16 protein-coding genes and 1 other annotated feature are annotated in these 16279 nt (G+C 43.3%); of the genes, 3 read left to right on the top strand and 13 right to left on the bottom strand.

Features of this window, described 5'->3' with window-relative positions; genetic code table 11:
- Positions 1 to 94: 94 nt before the first annotated feature.
- The 10 genes from I2E21_RS02605 to I2E21_RS02650 form a co-directional block, all read right to left on the bottom strand.
- Positions 95 to 877 (bottom strand): acetyl-CoA carboxylase carboxyltransferase subunit alpha, encoded by a 783-nt coding sequence (locus I2E21_RS02605; protein WP_022234173.1) that lies wholly within the window; start codon positions 875 to 877, stop codon positions 95 to 97.
- Entirely contained in the window at positions 877 to 1740 is an 864-nt protein-coding gene (gene accD, locus I2E21_RS02610; RefSeq protein WP_178587006.1) for an acetyl-CoA carboxylase, carboxyltransferase subunit beta, read from the bottom strand. The genes I2E21_RS02605 and accD overlap by 1 nt, the downstream gene beginning before the upstream one ends.
- A gap of 6 nt (positions 1741 to 1746) precedes the next feature.
- The gene (gene accC / locus I2E21_RS02615; protein WP_022234171.1) at positions 1747 to 3105 is read right to left on the bottom strand and encodes an acetyl-CoA carboxylase biotin carboxylase subunit; all 1359 of its coding nucleotides are present in this window, start codon (positions 3103 to 3105) and stop codon (positions 1747 to 1749) included.
- A gap of 32 nt (positions 3106 to 3137) precedes the next feature.
- Positions 3138 to 3560 carry a 3-hydroxyacyl-ACP dehydratase FabZ family protein gene (locus tag I2E21_RS02620; protein WP_022234170.1) on the bottom strand — a complete coding sequence of 141 codons (423 nt, stop codon included), beginning with the start codon at positions 3558 to 3560 and terminating at the stop codon, positions 3138 to 3140.
- 9 nt (positions 3561 to 3569) lie between these two features.
- Complete coding sequence (gene accB / locus I2E21_RS02625; protein WP_186935991.1) at positions 3570 to 4028, bottom strand: acetyl-CoA carboxylase biotin carboxyl carrier protein; 459 nt, start codon at positions 4026 to 4028, stop codon at positions 3570 to 3572.
- 17 nt (positions 4029 to 4045) lie between these two features.
- Positions 4046 to 5272, bottom strand: a complete 1227-nt coding sequence (gene fabF, locus I2E21_RS02630; RefSeq protein WP_195410337.1) for a beta-ketoacyl-ACP synthase II — start codon at positions 5270 to 5272, stop codon at positions 4046 to 4048.
- Positions 5273 to 5286: 14 nt separating this feature from the next.
- Positions 5287 to 6030, bottom strand: coding sequence for a 3-oxoacyl-[acyl-carrier-protein] reductase (gene fabG / locus I2E21_RS02635; protein ID WP_022235544.1), 744 nt, complete (start codon positions 6028 to 6030; stop codon positions 5287 to 5289).
- A 14-nt stretch (positions 6031 to 6044) separates the two neighbouring features.
- Entirely contained in the window at positions 6045 to 6947 is a 903-nt protein-coding gene (gene fabD, locus I2E21_RS02640; protein WP_195410338.1) for an ACP S-malonyltransferase, read from the bottom strand.
- Entirely contained in the window at positions 6935 to 7885 is a 951-nt protein-coding gene (fabK, locus tag I2E21_RS02645) for an enoyl-[acyl-carrier-protein] reductase FabK (RefSeq protein ID WP_022235546.1), read from the bottom strand. Before fabK ends, fabD begins: the two co-directional genes overlap by 13 nt.
- Before the next feature lie 232 nt (positions 7886 to 8117).
- On the bottom strand, positions 8118 to 8438 hold the full coding sequence (locus I2E21_RS02650) for a hypothetical protein (RefSeq protein WP_022235547.1): 321 nt from the start codon (positions 8436 to 8438) through the stop codon (positions 8118 to 8120).
- Between the two features lie 287 nt (positions 8439 to 8725).
- On the opposite strand from I2E21_RS02650, the gene I2E21_RS02655 reads away from it, so the two are divergent.
- The 3 genes from I2E21_RS02655 to I2E21_RS02665 all read left to right on the top strand — a co-directional run bounded on the left by I2E21_RS02655 (position 8726) and on the right by I2E21_RS02665 (position 13688).
- Positions 8726 to 11134: a transglycosylase domain-containing protein gene (locus tag I2E21_RS02655; RefSeq protein ID WP_022235548.1), complete on the top strand. Its 2409-nt coding sequence runs from the start codon at positions 8726 to 8728 to the stop codon at positions 11132 to 11134.
- 97 nt (positions 11135 to 11231) lie between these two features.
- Positions 11232 to 12461: a homoserine dehydrogenase gene (locus I2E21_RS02660; protein WP_195410339.1), complete on the top strand. Its 1230-nt coding sequence runs from the start codon at positions 11232 to 11234 to the stop codon at positions 12459 to 12461.
- Between the two features lie 21 nt (positions 12462 to 12482).
- Positions 12483 to 13688: an aspartate kinase gene (locus I2E21_RS02665; RefSeq protein WP_195410340.1), complete on the top strand. Its 1206-nt coding sequence runs from the start codon at positions 12483 to 12485 to the stop codon at positions 13686 to 13688.
- A gap of 646 nt (positions 13689 to 14334) precedes the next feature.
- On the opposite strand, the gene rplL is transcribed toward I2E21_RS02665, so the two are convergent.
- From rplL to rplA, 3 genes are all read right to left on the bottom strand, one after another.
- Complete coding sequence (gene rplL / locus I2E21_RS02670; RefSeq protein WP_186936003.1) at positions 14335 to 14709, bottom strand: 50S ribosomal protein L7/L12; 375 nt, start codon at positions 14707 to 14709, stop codon at positions 14335 to 14337.
- Between the two features lie 52 nt (positions 14710 to 14761).
- Entirely contained in the window at positions 14762 to 15316 is a 555-nt protein-coding gene (rplJ, locus tag I2E21_RS02675; RefSeq protein WP_022235552.1) for a 50S ribosomal protein L10, read from the bottom strand.
- 39 nt (positions 15317 to 15355) lie between these two features.
- Positions 15356 to 15498 (bottom strand) — a sequence feature (ribosomal protein L10 leader region).
- Between the two features lie 33 nt (positions 15499 to 15531).
- Positions 15532 to 16227 (bottom strand): 50S ribosomal protein L1, encoded by a 696-nt coding sequence (rplA, locus tag I2E21_RS02680; RefSeq protein ID WP_022235553.1) that lies wholly within the window; start codon positions 16225 to 16227, stop codon positions 15532 to 15534.
- Positions 16228 to 16279: the final 52 nt, after the last annotated feature.

Genomic DNA, 16279 nt, shown 5'->3' on the forward strand with positions numbered 1-16279 from the left:
ATGCCTTAGTTGCATAACAAAAGCGTAGCAGCTAAAAGCCACTACGCTTTCAAATCTAACTTTTGGGGGTCACCACAGACGGTTATACTTAGAATTATAAATCGGCACCTATTCTTCTGAATCTTTCATAACGGGCATTTGTAAGTTCTTCGTCGGTAAGTGCAAGATTTTTTTCAAAAGTTCTCTGAATCAAGAGCTTTAGACTCTCAAACATAGCGGCATCCTCTGCCCTCGGCTCTCTGATAATACGCTCAATTACATGCAAGTCAAATAAATCCTGCGCAGTAAGTTTGAGTGCCTCTGCGGCCTGCGGAGCTTTGGAACTGTCTTTCCAAAGGATAGACGCACAACCCTCCGGAGAAATTGCGGAATAAACAGAATTTTCCATCATCCATACTTCATCTGCAACAGCAAGTGCAAGCGCACCGCCGCTGCCGCCCTCACCCACAACAATTGTAAGCACGGGTGTTTTTAAAGTCATCATCTCCATAAGGTTTTCGGCAATAGCCTGTCCCTGACCTCTTTCTTCCGCTCCGATTCCCGGGTAAGCACCGCTGGTATCTACAAAGCAAAGAACAGGACGGTGGAACTTTTCAGCCTGTTTCATAAGTCTTAGAGCTTTTCTGTAGCCCTCCGGATGAGCCTGTCCGAAATTGCGCTCCATACGCTCTTTTGTATTTCTGCCCTTTTCAATTCCGATTACGGTTACAGGCATATCGTGCAACATAGCAAGGCCTGCCACAACTGCCTTATCGTCGGAATATCTCCTGTCGCCGTGCAGTTCAAAAAAGCTGTCGCCAAACATATGATTTATGTAATCAACAGTTGTAATTTTATTGGCATCTCTCGCCGCCATAACTTTATCATAAGCAGACATTATTCCGACACCTCCCCGTATCCGTGCATCTTAAGCAATTTTACAAGTGTAGCTTTCAGGGCGTTTCTGCTTACAACAGCGTCAACAAAACCTTTCTGCATTACAAACTCCGATGTCTGGAAATCCTTTGGGAGTTTCTGACGGAGAGTCTGCTCAATTACTCTCGGGCCTGCAAAAGCTACAAGAGTATCGGGCTCGGCAAGGATAATATCGCCCTCCATAGCAAAAGACGCAGTAACACCGCCTGTTGTAGGGTCGGTAAGAACTGTTATGTATAAAAGTCCGCTGTCGCTGTGGCGCTTAACCGCACCGGAAGTTTTCGCCATCTGCATAAGGGAAAGAATACCCTCCTGCATACGAGCGCCGCCCGATACAGTGCAAACTATAACCGGAAGTGCGTTTTCGGTAGCATATTCAAAAGCACGGGTGATTTTTTCACCTGTTACCGTACCCATACTGCCCATCATAAAATCGGAATCCATTGCGCAAAGCACTGCGTCAATACCGCCGATTTTACATTCACCGCACATTACGGATTCTTTTGAACCTGTGGCTCTTGCTTTTTCAAGCTTTTGGTCATAGCCTGGAAAATCGAGAATATTTTTGCTTGCCATATTGGCGTCATGCTCGCAAAAACTGCCGTCATCGGCAAGAAGTGCCACACGCTGTTTTGCATTCATTCTGAAATGATGACCGCACTTTGTGCAGACACGGAAGTTTTCTTCCATATCTGTTGTAAGGAGCATAGTGCCGCACTTAGGGCATTTTGTCCACATTTCCTCGGGAACAAACGGTACATTGGTCTGCTCCTCGGGTCTGCTTTCAAGCTCATTTTTCGGTTTTACAAAAGCAAATAAATCCATAGCCTATTACTTCTTTCCGTCCTTATGCTTTTTTTCAAAATCAAGCATAAAGTCAGTAGTATATTCTCCGCTGACAAACTGCTCGTCCGACAAAATCTCGGCAAGCAAGTCACGGTTGATGTCAATTCCGTCAATGGTAAGCTCCGAAAGAGCCATTTTCATCTTTCTTATCGCAAGCTCACGGCTTCTTGCCTGAACAATGAGCTTGCCGATCATCGAATCATAGTAAGGCGGAATAAAATAATCCTGAAATACAGCTGTATCAAAACGGACAAAAGAACCGCCCGGTATATGCAAACGCTTAATTCTTCCGCAGCTCGGTCTGAAACCGTGCTCCGGGTCTTCTGCATTAATACGGCACTCAATAACATTTCCGTGTGTAAAAATGCTGTCCTGGGTTCTTGTAAGTTTTCCGCCTGCCGCAATTCTTATCTGCCACTGTACAATATCAAGACCTGTTACCATCTCGGTAACACCGTGTTCAACCTGAAGACGGGTATTCATCTCCATAAAGTAGAAATTATTATTCATATCAAGCAAAAACTCAACAGTACCTGCATTGACATAATTTACAGCCTTTGCAGCCTTTACAGCCGCTTTCATCATTTCCTTACGGGTTCTGTCATCAAGCGCAGGACTTGGGCTTTCCTCAATCATCTTCTGATTTTTACGCTGGACTGAACATTCTCTTTCACCCAGACATATAGTATTACCGTATTTGTCGCTCAAAAGCTGCATCTCTATATGCTTTACGGGGTGAATGAACTTTTCCATATAACATGCGCCGTCACCAAAAGCAGACTGTGCCTCCGAAGACGCCGCCGCAAAAGCCTCGTCAAACTGCTCAATGCAGTCTACTCTGCGGATACCCTTTCCGCCGCCGCCCGAACGAGCCTTTATAAGCAGCGGAAAACCGATTTTTTCGGCTTCTTCCCTTGCTTTTACGGGGTCTTCTATAATATCGCAGCCGGGTGTTACGGGAACACCTGCCGCACGCATTGTTTTTCTTGCATTGTCCTTATCGCCGAGTAATTTTATCATCTCTGATGTAGGGCCGATAAAGTTTATGTTACATTGCTCACAAAGAGAAACGAATTTTGCATTCTCCGAGAGCAAACCATAGCCGGGGTGAATGGCTTGTGCGCCGCTTTCAATGGCAACGGTAAGTATAGCAGGCATATTAAGATAGCTGTCGGCAACTCTGCTGCCGCCAACACAATAGCTTTCGTCAGCGAGCTGAACATGCATTGCGTTTTTGTCCGCCTCAGAATATATTGCAACTGTACTGATACCCATTTCTCGGCAAGCACGAATAATTCTTACTGCAATTTCTCCTCGGTTGGCTATAAGTATTTTTGAAAACATTTTATCACTTCCAAAAGAAAATTTGCAATAAGTTACTTATTATTTGGAATAAGAGCAAAAGAAAGCTCGGCACTTACGCAAAGCTTGCCGTCAACATAACCTTTTGCATCAATAAAATAGAACACACCCTTGCTCTTTGTAAGAGTACATACACTTTCGAGTGTATCGCCGGGTTTTACCTGATTTTTAAACTTTACATTGTTCATTTTTGTAAAGAAAGGTGTGCATCCCTCAACCTTGCCCGCAAGCAGGCAACAAGCCGACTGTCCCATCATTTCACAGAGAATAACACCCGGAACAACAGGATTGCCCGGAAAATGTCCCTGTAAAAAGAACTCGTCGCCCTTGATTGTATATCTTCCCTTTGAGGTAACATCGTCGATTTTTTCTGCCTCTTCAACAAGCAGCATATTGTCACGATGCGGTAATATCTTTTTGATTTCTTCCTGATTCATTGTAACTCCTTATTTAACTCTGAACAGAGGCTGACCGTACTCAACAAGGTCGCCGTCCTTAACAAGAACTTCTGTAACCTCGCCGTCAAGCTCTGACTGGATTTCATTCATACACTTCATAGCTTCAACTATGCAGATTGTGTCACCCTTTGAAATTTTCTGTCCCACAGAAACATAAGGATTGCTGTCAGGTGACGGAGCGGCATAAAATACGCCGACAATAGGAGAATTGATTGTTTTGCCCTCGGCAACAGGAGCCGACGGAGCGGCAGGTGCTGCAGGAGCAGCCACAGGAGCCGATTCGTTAACCGATGCAGGAGCATTTGCCTGCATTACAACGGCAGGAGCGGCAGAAATTGCCTTTTCAAGACGGATAGCCGAACCGTCACCGTTTTTTATTTCAAGTACCGAAAGCGATGAGCCTTCAAGCATTTCGATAAATTCTTTAACATCGTTTTTAGAATACATAAATACAGCCCTCCGAATCAGATTTTCTTAAATACTACGCAAGCGTCATGACCGCCAAAACCGAGGTTTGTAGATGCGGCAACTGTTACATCACGCTTAACTGCCTTGTTCGGTGTGTAGTTAAGGTCAAGTTCTTCGTCCTGCTCATTTAAGTGAATTGTTGGCGGAATCATACCGTCACGGAGAGTAAGAACAGAAACAATAGCTTCGATTGCGCCTGTTGCGCCGAGCATATGACCTGTCATTGACTTTGTTGAGCTGATATTTGCATCGTAAGCCTTTTCGCCGAGAGCCGACTTGAACGCCATTGTTTCGGTAAGGTCGTTTAAGTGGGTTGAAGTACCATGAGCATTGATATAAAGCTGATCGTCATCGGTTGTGCCGGCCTCTGCCATAGCAATTTTGATTGCTCTTGCAAGTCCTGCACCCTCAGGGTCGGGAGCTGTAACATGGTGAGCGTCACAAGTATTGCCGTAACCTGCAAATTCAGCATAAATCTTAGCGCCTCTTGCCTTTGCGTGCTCATATTCTTCAAGTACGAGCATACCTGCACCCTCGCCCATTACGAAACCGTCACGGTTTTTATCAAACGGGCGTGATGCTGTTTCGGGATCTTCGTTTGTAGAAAGAGCCTTCATATTCTGGAAGCCTGCGATTGTAAGAGGAGCAATAACCGCCTCTGTGCCGCCTGCAATGATTGCGTCTGCATAACCGTCCTTAATTGCGTGGAAAGCCTCGCCGATTGAGTGTGTACCTGTTGCACAAGCGCTCATAACCGAAAGTGAAACGCCCTTTGCTTTAAAGCGGATAGCTACATTACCTGTGGCAATGTTACCGATCATCATCGGAATAAAGAAAGGAGATACCTTTCTCGGGCCGCCCTCGTTGAGTGCAGTTACATTGTTTACAAATGAGTGAAGTCCGCCGATACCTGCGCCGATGTACACACCGAAACGCTCCTCGTTAATATTACCGAGGATTCCGCTGTCGTCTACAGCCTGCTGTGCTGCCGCAATAGCGTACTGACAGTAAATATCGAGCTTTCTTAACTCTCTTTTTTCAATATATTTTTCCGGCTCAAAGTTCTTTACAGTACCTGCAAGGTGAACCTTGAGGTCAGAAGTATCAAATGATGTGATTTTTTCAACACCGTTTACACCTGCGAGCATATTTGCCCACATTGTATCTATATCGTTACCTACAGGGGTGATTGCACCCATACCTGTTACTACTACTCTTCTCATTAAAGCACCTCCGATTACATTGCAAGTCCGCCGTCAACCTTGATAACCTCGCCTGTTACATAGGCGGCGTCATCAGAGCAGAGGAACGCAACTACATTTGCAACATCTTCAGGTGTACCGATACGCTTTGCAGGAATCTGTGCTTTCATAGCGTCTTTTACCTTGTCTGAAAGTGCGTTTGTCATATCTGTGCCGATGTAACCCGGAGCAACGGCATTAACAGTAACGCCTCTGCCCGCAAGCTCTTTGGCAACAGACTTTGTCATACCGATAATGCCTGCCTTAGATGCCGAATAGTTAGCCTGACCCGCATTACCCATAATACCTACAACAGAAGAAGTGCTTACAATTCTGCCGTAGCGTTTTTTCATAAAGTGCTTGTAGGTATGCTTAATCATATTGAATGTACCCTTGAGGTTTACGCCGATTACTGCGTCAAAGTCTTTTTCGTCCATATTGAGAACGAGCTTGTCACGGGTGATACCTGCGTTATTTACAAGAATATCAATTCCGCCGAAGTTCTCGATTACCTTGTCAACAACCTCTTTTGATGCGTTAAAATCGGAAACATCGCAGAAATACTGCTCAACCTTTGTGTTGTACTCTGCAAGAGCCTCTTTTGCGGCAATGCCCTCGCTCTCATCGCCAACATAAAGAATAGCAATGTTTGCGCCCTGACTTGCAAGTTTTTTAGCTATTGCAAGACCGATACCTCTTGAACCGCCTGTAATAACGGCTGTCTTGTTTTCAAATTTCATAATATCCTCCAAAATCAAAGGTCAAGTGCTTCAAAATCAGCGGGTGTTTCCACCTTGAAAGCCTTAACGCTGTTGTCAATTCTCTTGATAAGTCCTGTTAAAGTCTTGCCGACACCGATTTCAATAAATGTGTCAACACCGTCTTTAATCATATTTTCAACAATTGTCTGCCATCTTACGGGATTTTCTACCTGTGCTCTTACAAGTTCCTTGTAGTCACCCTCGTACGGCTTTGCTGTATAGTCTGAATAAATTGTTACTTTAGGCTGTGCAAACTCAATGTCCTGCATATACTCCGCAAGACCCTTTGCCGCATCTGCCATAAACGGTGAATGGAAAGCACCGCTTACCGCAAGCAATTTTGCTCTGCCGCCGGCAGCCTTTACAGCCTCGCAGAAAGGCTCTGCATTTTCGTTTGTTGTAGCAACAACTGTCTGTGCAGGCGAGTTATAGTTTACAGGATATGTCTTGTCAAAGCCCTTGCAAACTTCTTCAACTTTTTCGGGAGTAATTTTCATTACGGCAGCCATCGCACCCGGATTTTCGGTCGCCGCCTTATCCATAAGCTCGCCTCTCTTGCAAACAAGTTTAAAAGCTTCTTCGTCCGAAAGAATACCCGAAAAGGCAAGAGCCGCAATTTCGCCGAGTGAAAAGCCTGCAACGCAGTCAGCCTTAACACCCTTTTCTTCAAGGAATCTCGCAGCAGCAAGGTCTGCCGTAAATACACAAGGCTGTGTGTTTACTGTTTTGCAGAGTTCTTCTGTTGTACCCTCAAAGCACTGTGCAGATGTACCTTTGCGGATACCGTCTGCCATATCATATACGCTCTTTGCGGCAGGAGAATTATTGTAAAGTTCCTTGCCCATTCCGCTGTACTGTGCGCCCTGGCCTGAAAAAACAAATGCTATTTTACCCATTTTGTAGCTCCATTCAATACTTCTTCAGCCTGAGCAAACATTTCTGTAATGATTTCTCTTGCAGGCTGTTCTTTTTTTACCATTGCGGCAACCTGACCTGCAAGAACCGTACCGTGCGAAACATCGCCCTCTCTTACAGCAAGTCTTAATCTGCCGACACCCATCTTTTCAAGTTCTTCGTCACTTACTTCCGATGAGTTGTATTCTGCCTTTGTATATTCACGGGTAAAGGAATTACGGATAGCACGAACAGGATGACCGAGTCTTTTACCTGTTACAACTGTATCAATATCCTTTGCCTTTATGATTTTGTCCTTGTACTCCTGTGCGATTGTACATTCTGTGGCAACCAAAAATCTTGTGCCTACTTGTACACCTACAGCGCCGAGCATAAATGCCGCAGCAATCTGTCTGCCGTCTGCAATACCGCCTGCTGCAATTACAGGAATGTTTACAGCGTCAACTACCTGCGGAACAAGAGCCATTGTGGTAAGGTCGCCTACATGGCCGCCTGACTCACCGCCCTCTGCAATAACTGCGAATGCACCTAACTTTTCCATCTTTCTTGCAAGAGCAACGCTCGGAACTACAGGGATAACTTTAATACCTGCATCAAGCCACCTCTGCATATACTTACCGGGGTTACCTGCGCCTGTTGTAATAACCTTTATGCCCTCTTCGATAACAACCTGAACCGCCTCTTCGACAAACGGACTCATAAGCATAATATTTACACCGAAAGGCTTGTCTGTAAGTTCTTTACACTTTTTAATTTCGGCACGGAGCTGTTCTCCGTTTGAATTCATTGCGGCAATAAGGCCGAGACCGCCTGCGTTTGAAACACCGGCTGCAAGATAAGCGTCTGCTACCCAAGCCATACCGCCCTGAAAAATAGGAAATTCAAGACCGAGTGATTTATCAATAACGGTAGAAATCATATGTACATTCTCCTTTTTTGTGTTTCTGCGTCTGCTTTGTGTTTTTGAGCATAACGCAAAACAACATTTGTTCATAATTGCAGTTTTACACTATTGTTTAAATACTACCGCAAATTACATAAATTGTCAATACACATAATGCAAAATAGTGTAGTTTACATCAACAAGCAATTTTAATCTTTTCTATTTTTATTGGCAATCCACATAGTTTATTAATAACTTTTAAAAATCTTTAACTGCAATAGTCCTCCACTGCTCTTCTAAGCGCTTCCTTCCCTGTAATTTCAACACCTTTTTCAAGTTGCATTACATCGCTTTTCGGCAAATTTGAGGACATAGTTCCCGTTTTCAGGTAAATATTACCGCTTTCTTTATAATAAACATTCAGATAGCCGTCCTCTATTTTCAGGATAAAAACATCTTCCTCACACTTATTCTCGGTATTGCTCTGCTGTACGGTTTGAGCCGACGCATCTGTACCTGCGGTAAATAAATTTCCCGTTACCGCACAAGCTATTAATATGATTCCTGTTGCACAAATAAGCTTTTTCACATCAAAAACTCCCTGTAATTTGCTAAATTCAATACTTTCTCGGCAATAAATTCAGCTTTATTTTTAACTGTTTTAACTATATATTTCCGCTTATTTGTATTATTATACATATATTACATTATATTATATAAAATTTTTCTTTGTAAAAGGCTTATTTTTTAAGAAAAATTTGGCTTTATATATTTATTTTTTTATTCTCAAGTGGTATAATAATCATTAACTGATATTTTTTGTTTTTGGATAAAATTTAAGAGATTAACTTTGTTTTTGTCAAAGAAGGAGAAATTATGCGTAACAAGCGTGAAACAGACATCAGTCAATATAAAGATATTCAGCCGGAGATTAACCCTGCCGTTCGCAAGGTAAATCCGATAAAAAGATTTTTCAAGGCGCTCGGTAAATTTATTTTTACGATTTTCTCGGTATGCGTTGTTGCGGGTCTTATCGCAGTTATTTCGCTCGGAATTTACATTGCGAGCCTTGCGTCCGAACCGACAGGCATTGACCTCAGAGCAAAATCGCTTAACCAGACAAGTTTTATTATGGTACAAAATTCAGACGGCAAGTTTGAACAGTATCAAACTCTTTACAGCACAGAAAACAGAATTTGGGTTGACAACCAAAAGATTCCGCAGGCTATGAAAGACGCCGTTGTTGCCATTGAGGACAAGCGTTTCTTCGACCACCACGGAGTTGACTGGACAAGAACCCTCTCTGCCGTAGTAAGTCTTGCCTCGGGCACAGATTCTTACGGCGGTTCTACAATTACTCAACAGCTTATCAAGAATATAACAGACGACAACGAAGTTTCTCTCACAAGAAAAATGCGTGAAATCTGCAAAGCGCTCAAGCTTGAGAACGAATATACAAAGGACGAAATTCTTGAGGCTTACCTCAATGTTGTAAACTTCGGCAACAACTGTCAGGGCGTTGAGTCGGCAGCACAGCTTTATTTTGACAAGAGTATTGAAAACTGCTCTATCGCAGAATGTGCGGCTATCGCAGGCATTACTCAAAACCCCTCAAAATGGAATCCTCTTTCTTATCCGGAAAACAATAAAATCAGACGAGAAATCATCATAAACGAAATGTATGACCAGGGCAAAATCACCGAGGACGAATATGATGCCGCTATGAAAGAGTCTGCAAATATGACTTTTGTAGGCTACACAAGCGATCGTGACGATGAAGACGACAACGACGACGGTTACATTCAGAACTGGTACATCGACGAGCTTTTCTATGACGCTCAAAAGGACCTTGCACAATACTACAACATCAGTGAAGACGCTGCTTCCGATAAGCTTTACACAGAGGGTCTTAAAATCTACTGCGCTATGGATATAAGAGCACAGGAAATGATGGAAAATGCAGCTCAAAACATTGACAAAAGCAACGACCCCGAATTACAGATAGCTATGACGCTTATGGGGTTTGACGGCAGAGTAATCGCTACCGTAGGCAGCTCAAACAAAAAGACAGAGGCTTTAAGCTGGGACAGAGCGACAATGTCATCTCTCCAGCCGGGTTCTTCTATCAAGCCTGTTGTAGTTTATCCTTATGCAATCGACAACAAGATGCTTTACTTCTCATCTCAAATTGAGGACGCACCTCTTGAAAAGTACGAAACCAACGAATACGGCGAACTTGTATCGGGTCCTAAAAACTGGTACGCAGGTTACAAGGGCACAATGCTTTTGCCTGACGCTATCGAAATTTCTTCAAACGGTACAGCCGCACAGGCTATGAAAATGATTGGCGGTCCAAGCGTGGCTTACGAACAGGTAGTTACAAAAATGGGCTTTTCACACCTTAGCGAAGAGGACGCTTACAACTCGGGCGGTCTTTCAATCGGCGGTCTTACAGGCGGTGTTACAGTCCGTGAAATGGCATCAGCTTACAGCTATATGGGCAACGGCGGTCTTTACTACAACCCATATACCTACTACTACATCACAGACTCCGAAGACAATATTATTATCGACAACAGAAACGCTGTTCCAAAGCAGGCTTACTCTCCGACAACAGCCGCTATTATGAACAGACTTCTCCACTACAATGTAACCAATTCAGTCAATACAAACGCAGGTTCGGCAAGAATCAGCGGTTGGGATATTATCGGTAAGACAGGTACAACCGATGCCGACAAGGACTCATGGTTCTGCGGTATGTCACCTTATGCAACTCTTGCAATTTGGACAGGTTTTGACAACCCACACACAATTTCAAATACAACAGTGGCAACCAGCACATTCAACAAGGTTATGAGCTCGTACTTAAGCGGTATGGAGCACAAGGACTTCAAATTCCCGTCTAACCTTATTGAAGCACAGTACAGCCCTTATTCGGGTCTTATTGTATCAACCGAAAATGTTTCAGGCAAATATGTAGGTTATTACACAGAGGACAATATGCCTTCAAACGGCGGTTGGGACGGTTACTACGACTCAAGCGATTCCGATAATTACGATGATTATAATTACGATTCATCATCTAATTATTCAGACAGCTCTTATTCCGGTGACGAAAGTCACTCAGGCGGTGGCGACGGAGATACTTCTTCTGCCGAAAGCCAAGGCGGTGAAGAGCCTAAGCCTGAAGAAAGCGGCGGAGATACCTCATCTGCCGAAAGCCAGGGCGGCGAAGAGCCTAAGCCTGAAGAAAGCGGAGGAAATGTATCTGCTCCGGGAGCTTAAGTCAGTTTATCTTGAAGAACTGTCTGCTTACAGGCAGTTCTTCATTAAATACATAAGGGAGTTATAAATTCCAAACTGAAAGGAAAGGATTTAGAATATGATTTCAGTAGCAATAATGGGCCACGGCGTTGTAGGCTCAGGCGTAGCCGAAATTCTTACAACACACAAACAGAAGCTTTTTGCAAGCATCGGAGAAGAAATTTATGTAAAGCACATTCTTGACCTGCGTGAATTTCCCGACAGCCCTTTGGCCGACAGATTTACAAAGGACTTTAACGACATCTTAAACGACAGAGAAGTAAGAGTTGTTGTTGAGGTTATGGGCGGTCTTAACCCTGCATATGACTTTGTAAAGAAGTGCCTTAAGTCCGGCAAGAGCGTAGTAACATCAAATAAAGAGTTAGTTGCGGCTCACGGTGCAGAGCTTTTACAGATTGCAAAAGACGAAAATGTAAACTTCTTATTTGAGGCATCGGTTGGCGGCGGTATTCCGATTATTCGCCCAATCAGTCAGTGCCTTGTAGCAAATATTGTTGATGAAATTGCAGGTATTTTAAACGGCACAACAAACTTCATCCTCACAAAGATGATTGAGGACGGTATGCAGTTTGACGCTGCCCTCAAACTTGCACAGGATCTCGGCTTTGCCGAAAGAAACCCTGCCGCAGATATTGAAGGTCACGACGCTTGCCGCAAAATCTGTATTCTTGCTTCCCTTGCTTTCGGTAAGCATGTTTATCCGAAATCTGTACATACAGAGGGCATCACCGAGATTACTCTTGAAGATGTAAAATATGCAGAGGCTTACAACTGCGTTATTAAACTTATCGGCAGAGTTAAGCGCCTCGACGACGGCAAGATTGATATAATCGTTGCTCCTATGTTTGTACCAAACAAAAGCCAGCTTGCTAACATTGACTATGAGTTCAACGGCATTATGGTAAGAGGCGACTGCACAGGCGATGTAGTATTCTACGGCAAGGGCGCAGGTAAGCTCCCAACAGCAAGTGCAGTTGTAGCCGATGTAGTTGACTGCTGCAAACACTTAAAGACAAGAAAGTTCTTGTTCTGGGCAGACGGCAACGGCGACAATATTCTTCCTTATGAGGAGTCGGTAACAGCAATGTACATCAGAGCAAACACAACATTCGAGCTTGCTCAGGAAGTATTCGGCTGTATAGATAAAATTGAAAAGGCTGACAGCCCAGAGGGCGAGATTGCCTTTGTAACAGCGCAATTACCCTATGGTGAAATTATTGAAAAAATCGCAGCACTCGAAAGCAGAGGTGCAAAGGTTATTTCAAAAATCCGCATAGGTGATTTATAATTGAAAGAGGAGTAAAAGGACATGAGTTTGATAGTTCAGAAATTCGGCGGTAGCTCCGTAGCAAATGCTGAGCGTGTAATGAATGTGGCTAAAATCGTAACAGAAACATACGCTAAGGGCAACGATGTTGTAGTTGTTGTTTCTGCACAGGGCGACACCACAGACGATCTTATCGCAAAAGCCGAAGAAATTAATCCAAATGGTTCAAAAAGAGAAAAAGATATGCTTCTTGCAGCAGGTGAACAGATTTCTATTTCACTTCTTGCAATGGCTATCGAAAAGCTTGGTTACCCTGCTGTATCACTTCTTGGTTGGCAGGCAGGTTTTGAAACAACCAACATTCACACAAGCGCAAGAATCAAAAAGGTTGACCCAAGCCGTATCCGTCATGAACTTGACAAAAAGAGAATTGTTGTTGTTGCCGGTTTCCAGGGTCTTGCTAAAACAGACGATATTACAACTCTCGGCAGAGGCGGTTCCGATACAAGCGCCGTAGCTATTGCAGCTGCAATGCACGCTGACCTTTGTCAGATTTACACAGATGTAGAAGGCGTTTATACAGCCGACCCAAGAAAAGTTGAAAACGCAAGAAAGCTCAAAGAAATTTCTTATGACGAAATGCTTGAGCTTGCTACACTCGGCGCACAGGTACTCAACAACCGTTCAGTTGAAATGGCTAAAAAATATAACATCGAGCTTGAAGTCCTCTCAAGTATGACAAGAGCATCGGGTACAATAGTAAAGGAGAAAACAAAAATGGAAAAAATGTTAATCAGCGGCGTTGCTAAAGATACAGATGTTGCAAGAATTTCTGTAACAGGTATTCCTAACGAGCCAGGTCTTGCTTTTAAAATCTTCTCAAAACTTTCTGCTAAGGATATCAATGTAGATATTATTCTTCAGTCAATCGGTCACGACGGCAAGAAAGACATCAGCTTTACAGTTCCTAAGTCAAGAGGTGCCGAAGCTGCCGAGGCTCTCAAAGATTACATTGAGAACTTTGACGGTACAGAAATCCTCGTTGACAAGAGCGTAGCTAAGATTTCAATCGTCGGCGCAGGTATGGAAAGCCACGCAGGCGTTGCTACAAAGATGTTTGAGGCTCTTTACGATGCACAGGTAAACATCCAGATGATCAGCACAAGCGAAATCAAGGTTTCTGTTCTTATTGACGAAAACGACGCAGATAAGGCTGTTAAGGCTATCCACGCTAAGTTCTTTGATTAATTTATAGTTTTATATGCATATCAAAAGCTCCTCGTTTTTGAGGAGCTTTTATTTTATATCTTTTTAAGTTTTTAATAGAACACTTAGCAAAATAATTATAAAAGTTTGGTCAGGTTGTGGGTGTTGTGGTTTATCACACAACTTAAGTGAAATAATTAAAAATTTAGGTCAAGCCTTTTTAAAGGCTTGCGAGTTTGGGTAGCGCCCATAATATATTCCGATACTACAATTTATCGTGCGCAAACAGCCACGCTGTTTGCGTGCTTGCACTTAAGTTTGGCAAAACAGGCGACAGCCATTATAAGCAGAAACGCTAAAAGCATAGTCAACGCATTGCGTTGACTATGAAAATGAAGTGTATTTTCTTTTATTGCTCTCGCAAAGGCTTTCGCCGTTGTGTTCAAACCGCCAAACAGCAAGTTGTTTGGCTATCGTTAGTTTGCGTAAGCAGAAAATATTTGTGGGCTTTGCCCACACCCACGACCTTTAAAAAGGTCGACCAAATCTTTTAGTTATGCATTTTAACATTGCAATAAATTAAGCTAAACCATAATTACCTAATTTTTGATAAAGAAATCTTAATAAAAAGCCAAACAAAAAATCCCGACGGATAAATCCGTCGGGATAAAAAACTTTGGAAATTAAATTACTTAACTTCAACTTCAGCGCCGGCTGCTTCGAGCTTAGATTTGATCTCATCAGCCTCGTCCTTAGATACAGCCTCTTTAAGAGTCTTAGGTGCGCCGTCAACGAGAGCCTTAGCTTCCTTAAGACCAAGACCTGTGATCTCACGAACGGCCTTGATAACAGCAATCTTGTTGCCGCCAGCACTCTTAAGAACTACATCAAACTCTGTCTGCTCAGCAGCAGCAGAAGCAGCCTCTGCAGGACCTGCAACAGCAACTGCAGCAGCAGCTGATACACCAAACTCATCCTCTACAGCGTGTACAAGCTCTGAAAGCTCGAGAACTGTGAGGCCTTTTAATTCTTCAATAATAGCAGTAATTTTCTCTGATGCCATTTTAATTTACCTCCGATATAATAAGTTGTAAAATTTAAGTTAATATTGCAGATTATTCTGCAGCAGGTTCCTCAGCAGGAGCCTCTTCTGTTGCGGCTGCTAAACAAGCCTCAACACCGCCCTTATCAACAACAGCCTGAATAGCTCTTGCGAAAGAAGCAATCGGTGCCTGGAATGCACCAAGTACATTTGCGAGAAGTACATCTCTTGTAGGAAGTTTTGAAAGAGCTGTGATTGTATCCATATCAATAACAGCGCCGTCAAGGTAACCTGACTTAACCTTAAAGTTATCGTGATCCTTAGCATAGTTGCAGAGGATTCTTGCAGCAGCAGCGTATTCGCTGTCGCTTGTAGCGAGAGCTGTTGTACCCTCAAGAACAGGCTTAATGCCCTCAAGACCTACTTCATCACAAGCACGAGATAAAAGTGTGTTCTTAACTACTGAATAGTGTACATTGTTTTCACGAAGTTCTTTTCTAAGCTTTGTATCGTCCTCAGTATTGATACCCTCGTATGAAACAACTAAACCTGTAACAGAGTTCTTAAGTCTTGCTGTAAGTTCTTCAACGATGACTTTCTTCTGCTCTAAAACACTTTGACTTGGCAATTATTTCACCTCCAAAATTTTTTAAACGCAGTATCTAAAGTTCTTAAAAAACAAGGCAGTCCGATTAGACCTCGGACTGCCGCAAAAATACAAAAATAATGTAAAATTGCATCTTCCTCGGCAGGCGGTATAACCTTTATGCATATTGCACCTGCTGTCTTTAGAACAGCGAATTTATATTCACACCAAAGGTGTAAACATTAAAGTAATTATAATCAAACACCAAACTTAGCAGGTGAAATACGAACGCTTGGTCCCATTGTTGATACAATGGCAACTGAACGAATGTACTGACCCTTTGCAGCAGCTGGCTTAGCCTTTACGATAGCTTCCATAAGTGTATCGAAGTTCTCGCCGAGCTTTTCTGCGCCAAAGCTTACCTTACCGATTGGGCAGTGAATGATGTTTGTTTTGTCAAGACGGTACTCAATCTTACCTGCTTTAGCTTCTTTAACAGCCTTAGCAATGTCAGGAGTAACAGTACCTGCCTTTGGGTTTGGCATAAGACCACGAGGGCCAAGGATTCTACCTAAACGACCTACAAGACCCATGCAGTCAGGAGTTGTGATAAGAACATCAAAGTCCATCCAGTTTTCCTGCTGAATCTTCTGAGTCATATCCTCAGCACCTACAAAGTCAGCACCTGCTTCCTTTGCAAGCTCCTCATTAGCGCCCTTACAAATTGCAAGAACTCTAACATTTTTACCTGTACCGTTAGGGAGTACAACAGCGCCTCTAACCTGCTGGTCAGCGTGACGGCTGTCAACACCGAGCTTTACATGAAGCTCAACGGTTTCATCAAACTTAGCGGTGCTTGTCTTGATAACAGTTTCAAGAGCCTCGCCTGGTTCGTATAATTTTGATTTGTCAACGAGCTTAGCTGCGTCAACATATTTTTTACCGTGTTTCATCAGTTTTCCTCCATTGATAGGTGGTCAATCGGGAATTCCCTCCCACCCGGAT

This window comes from Ruminococcus sp. BSD2780120874_150323_B10 (genome assembly GCF_015553695.1).
Lineage (GTDB): Bacteria > Bacillota > Clostridia > Oscillospirales > Acutalibacteraceae > Ruminococcoides > Ruminococcoides intestinale_A.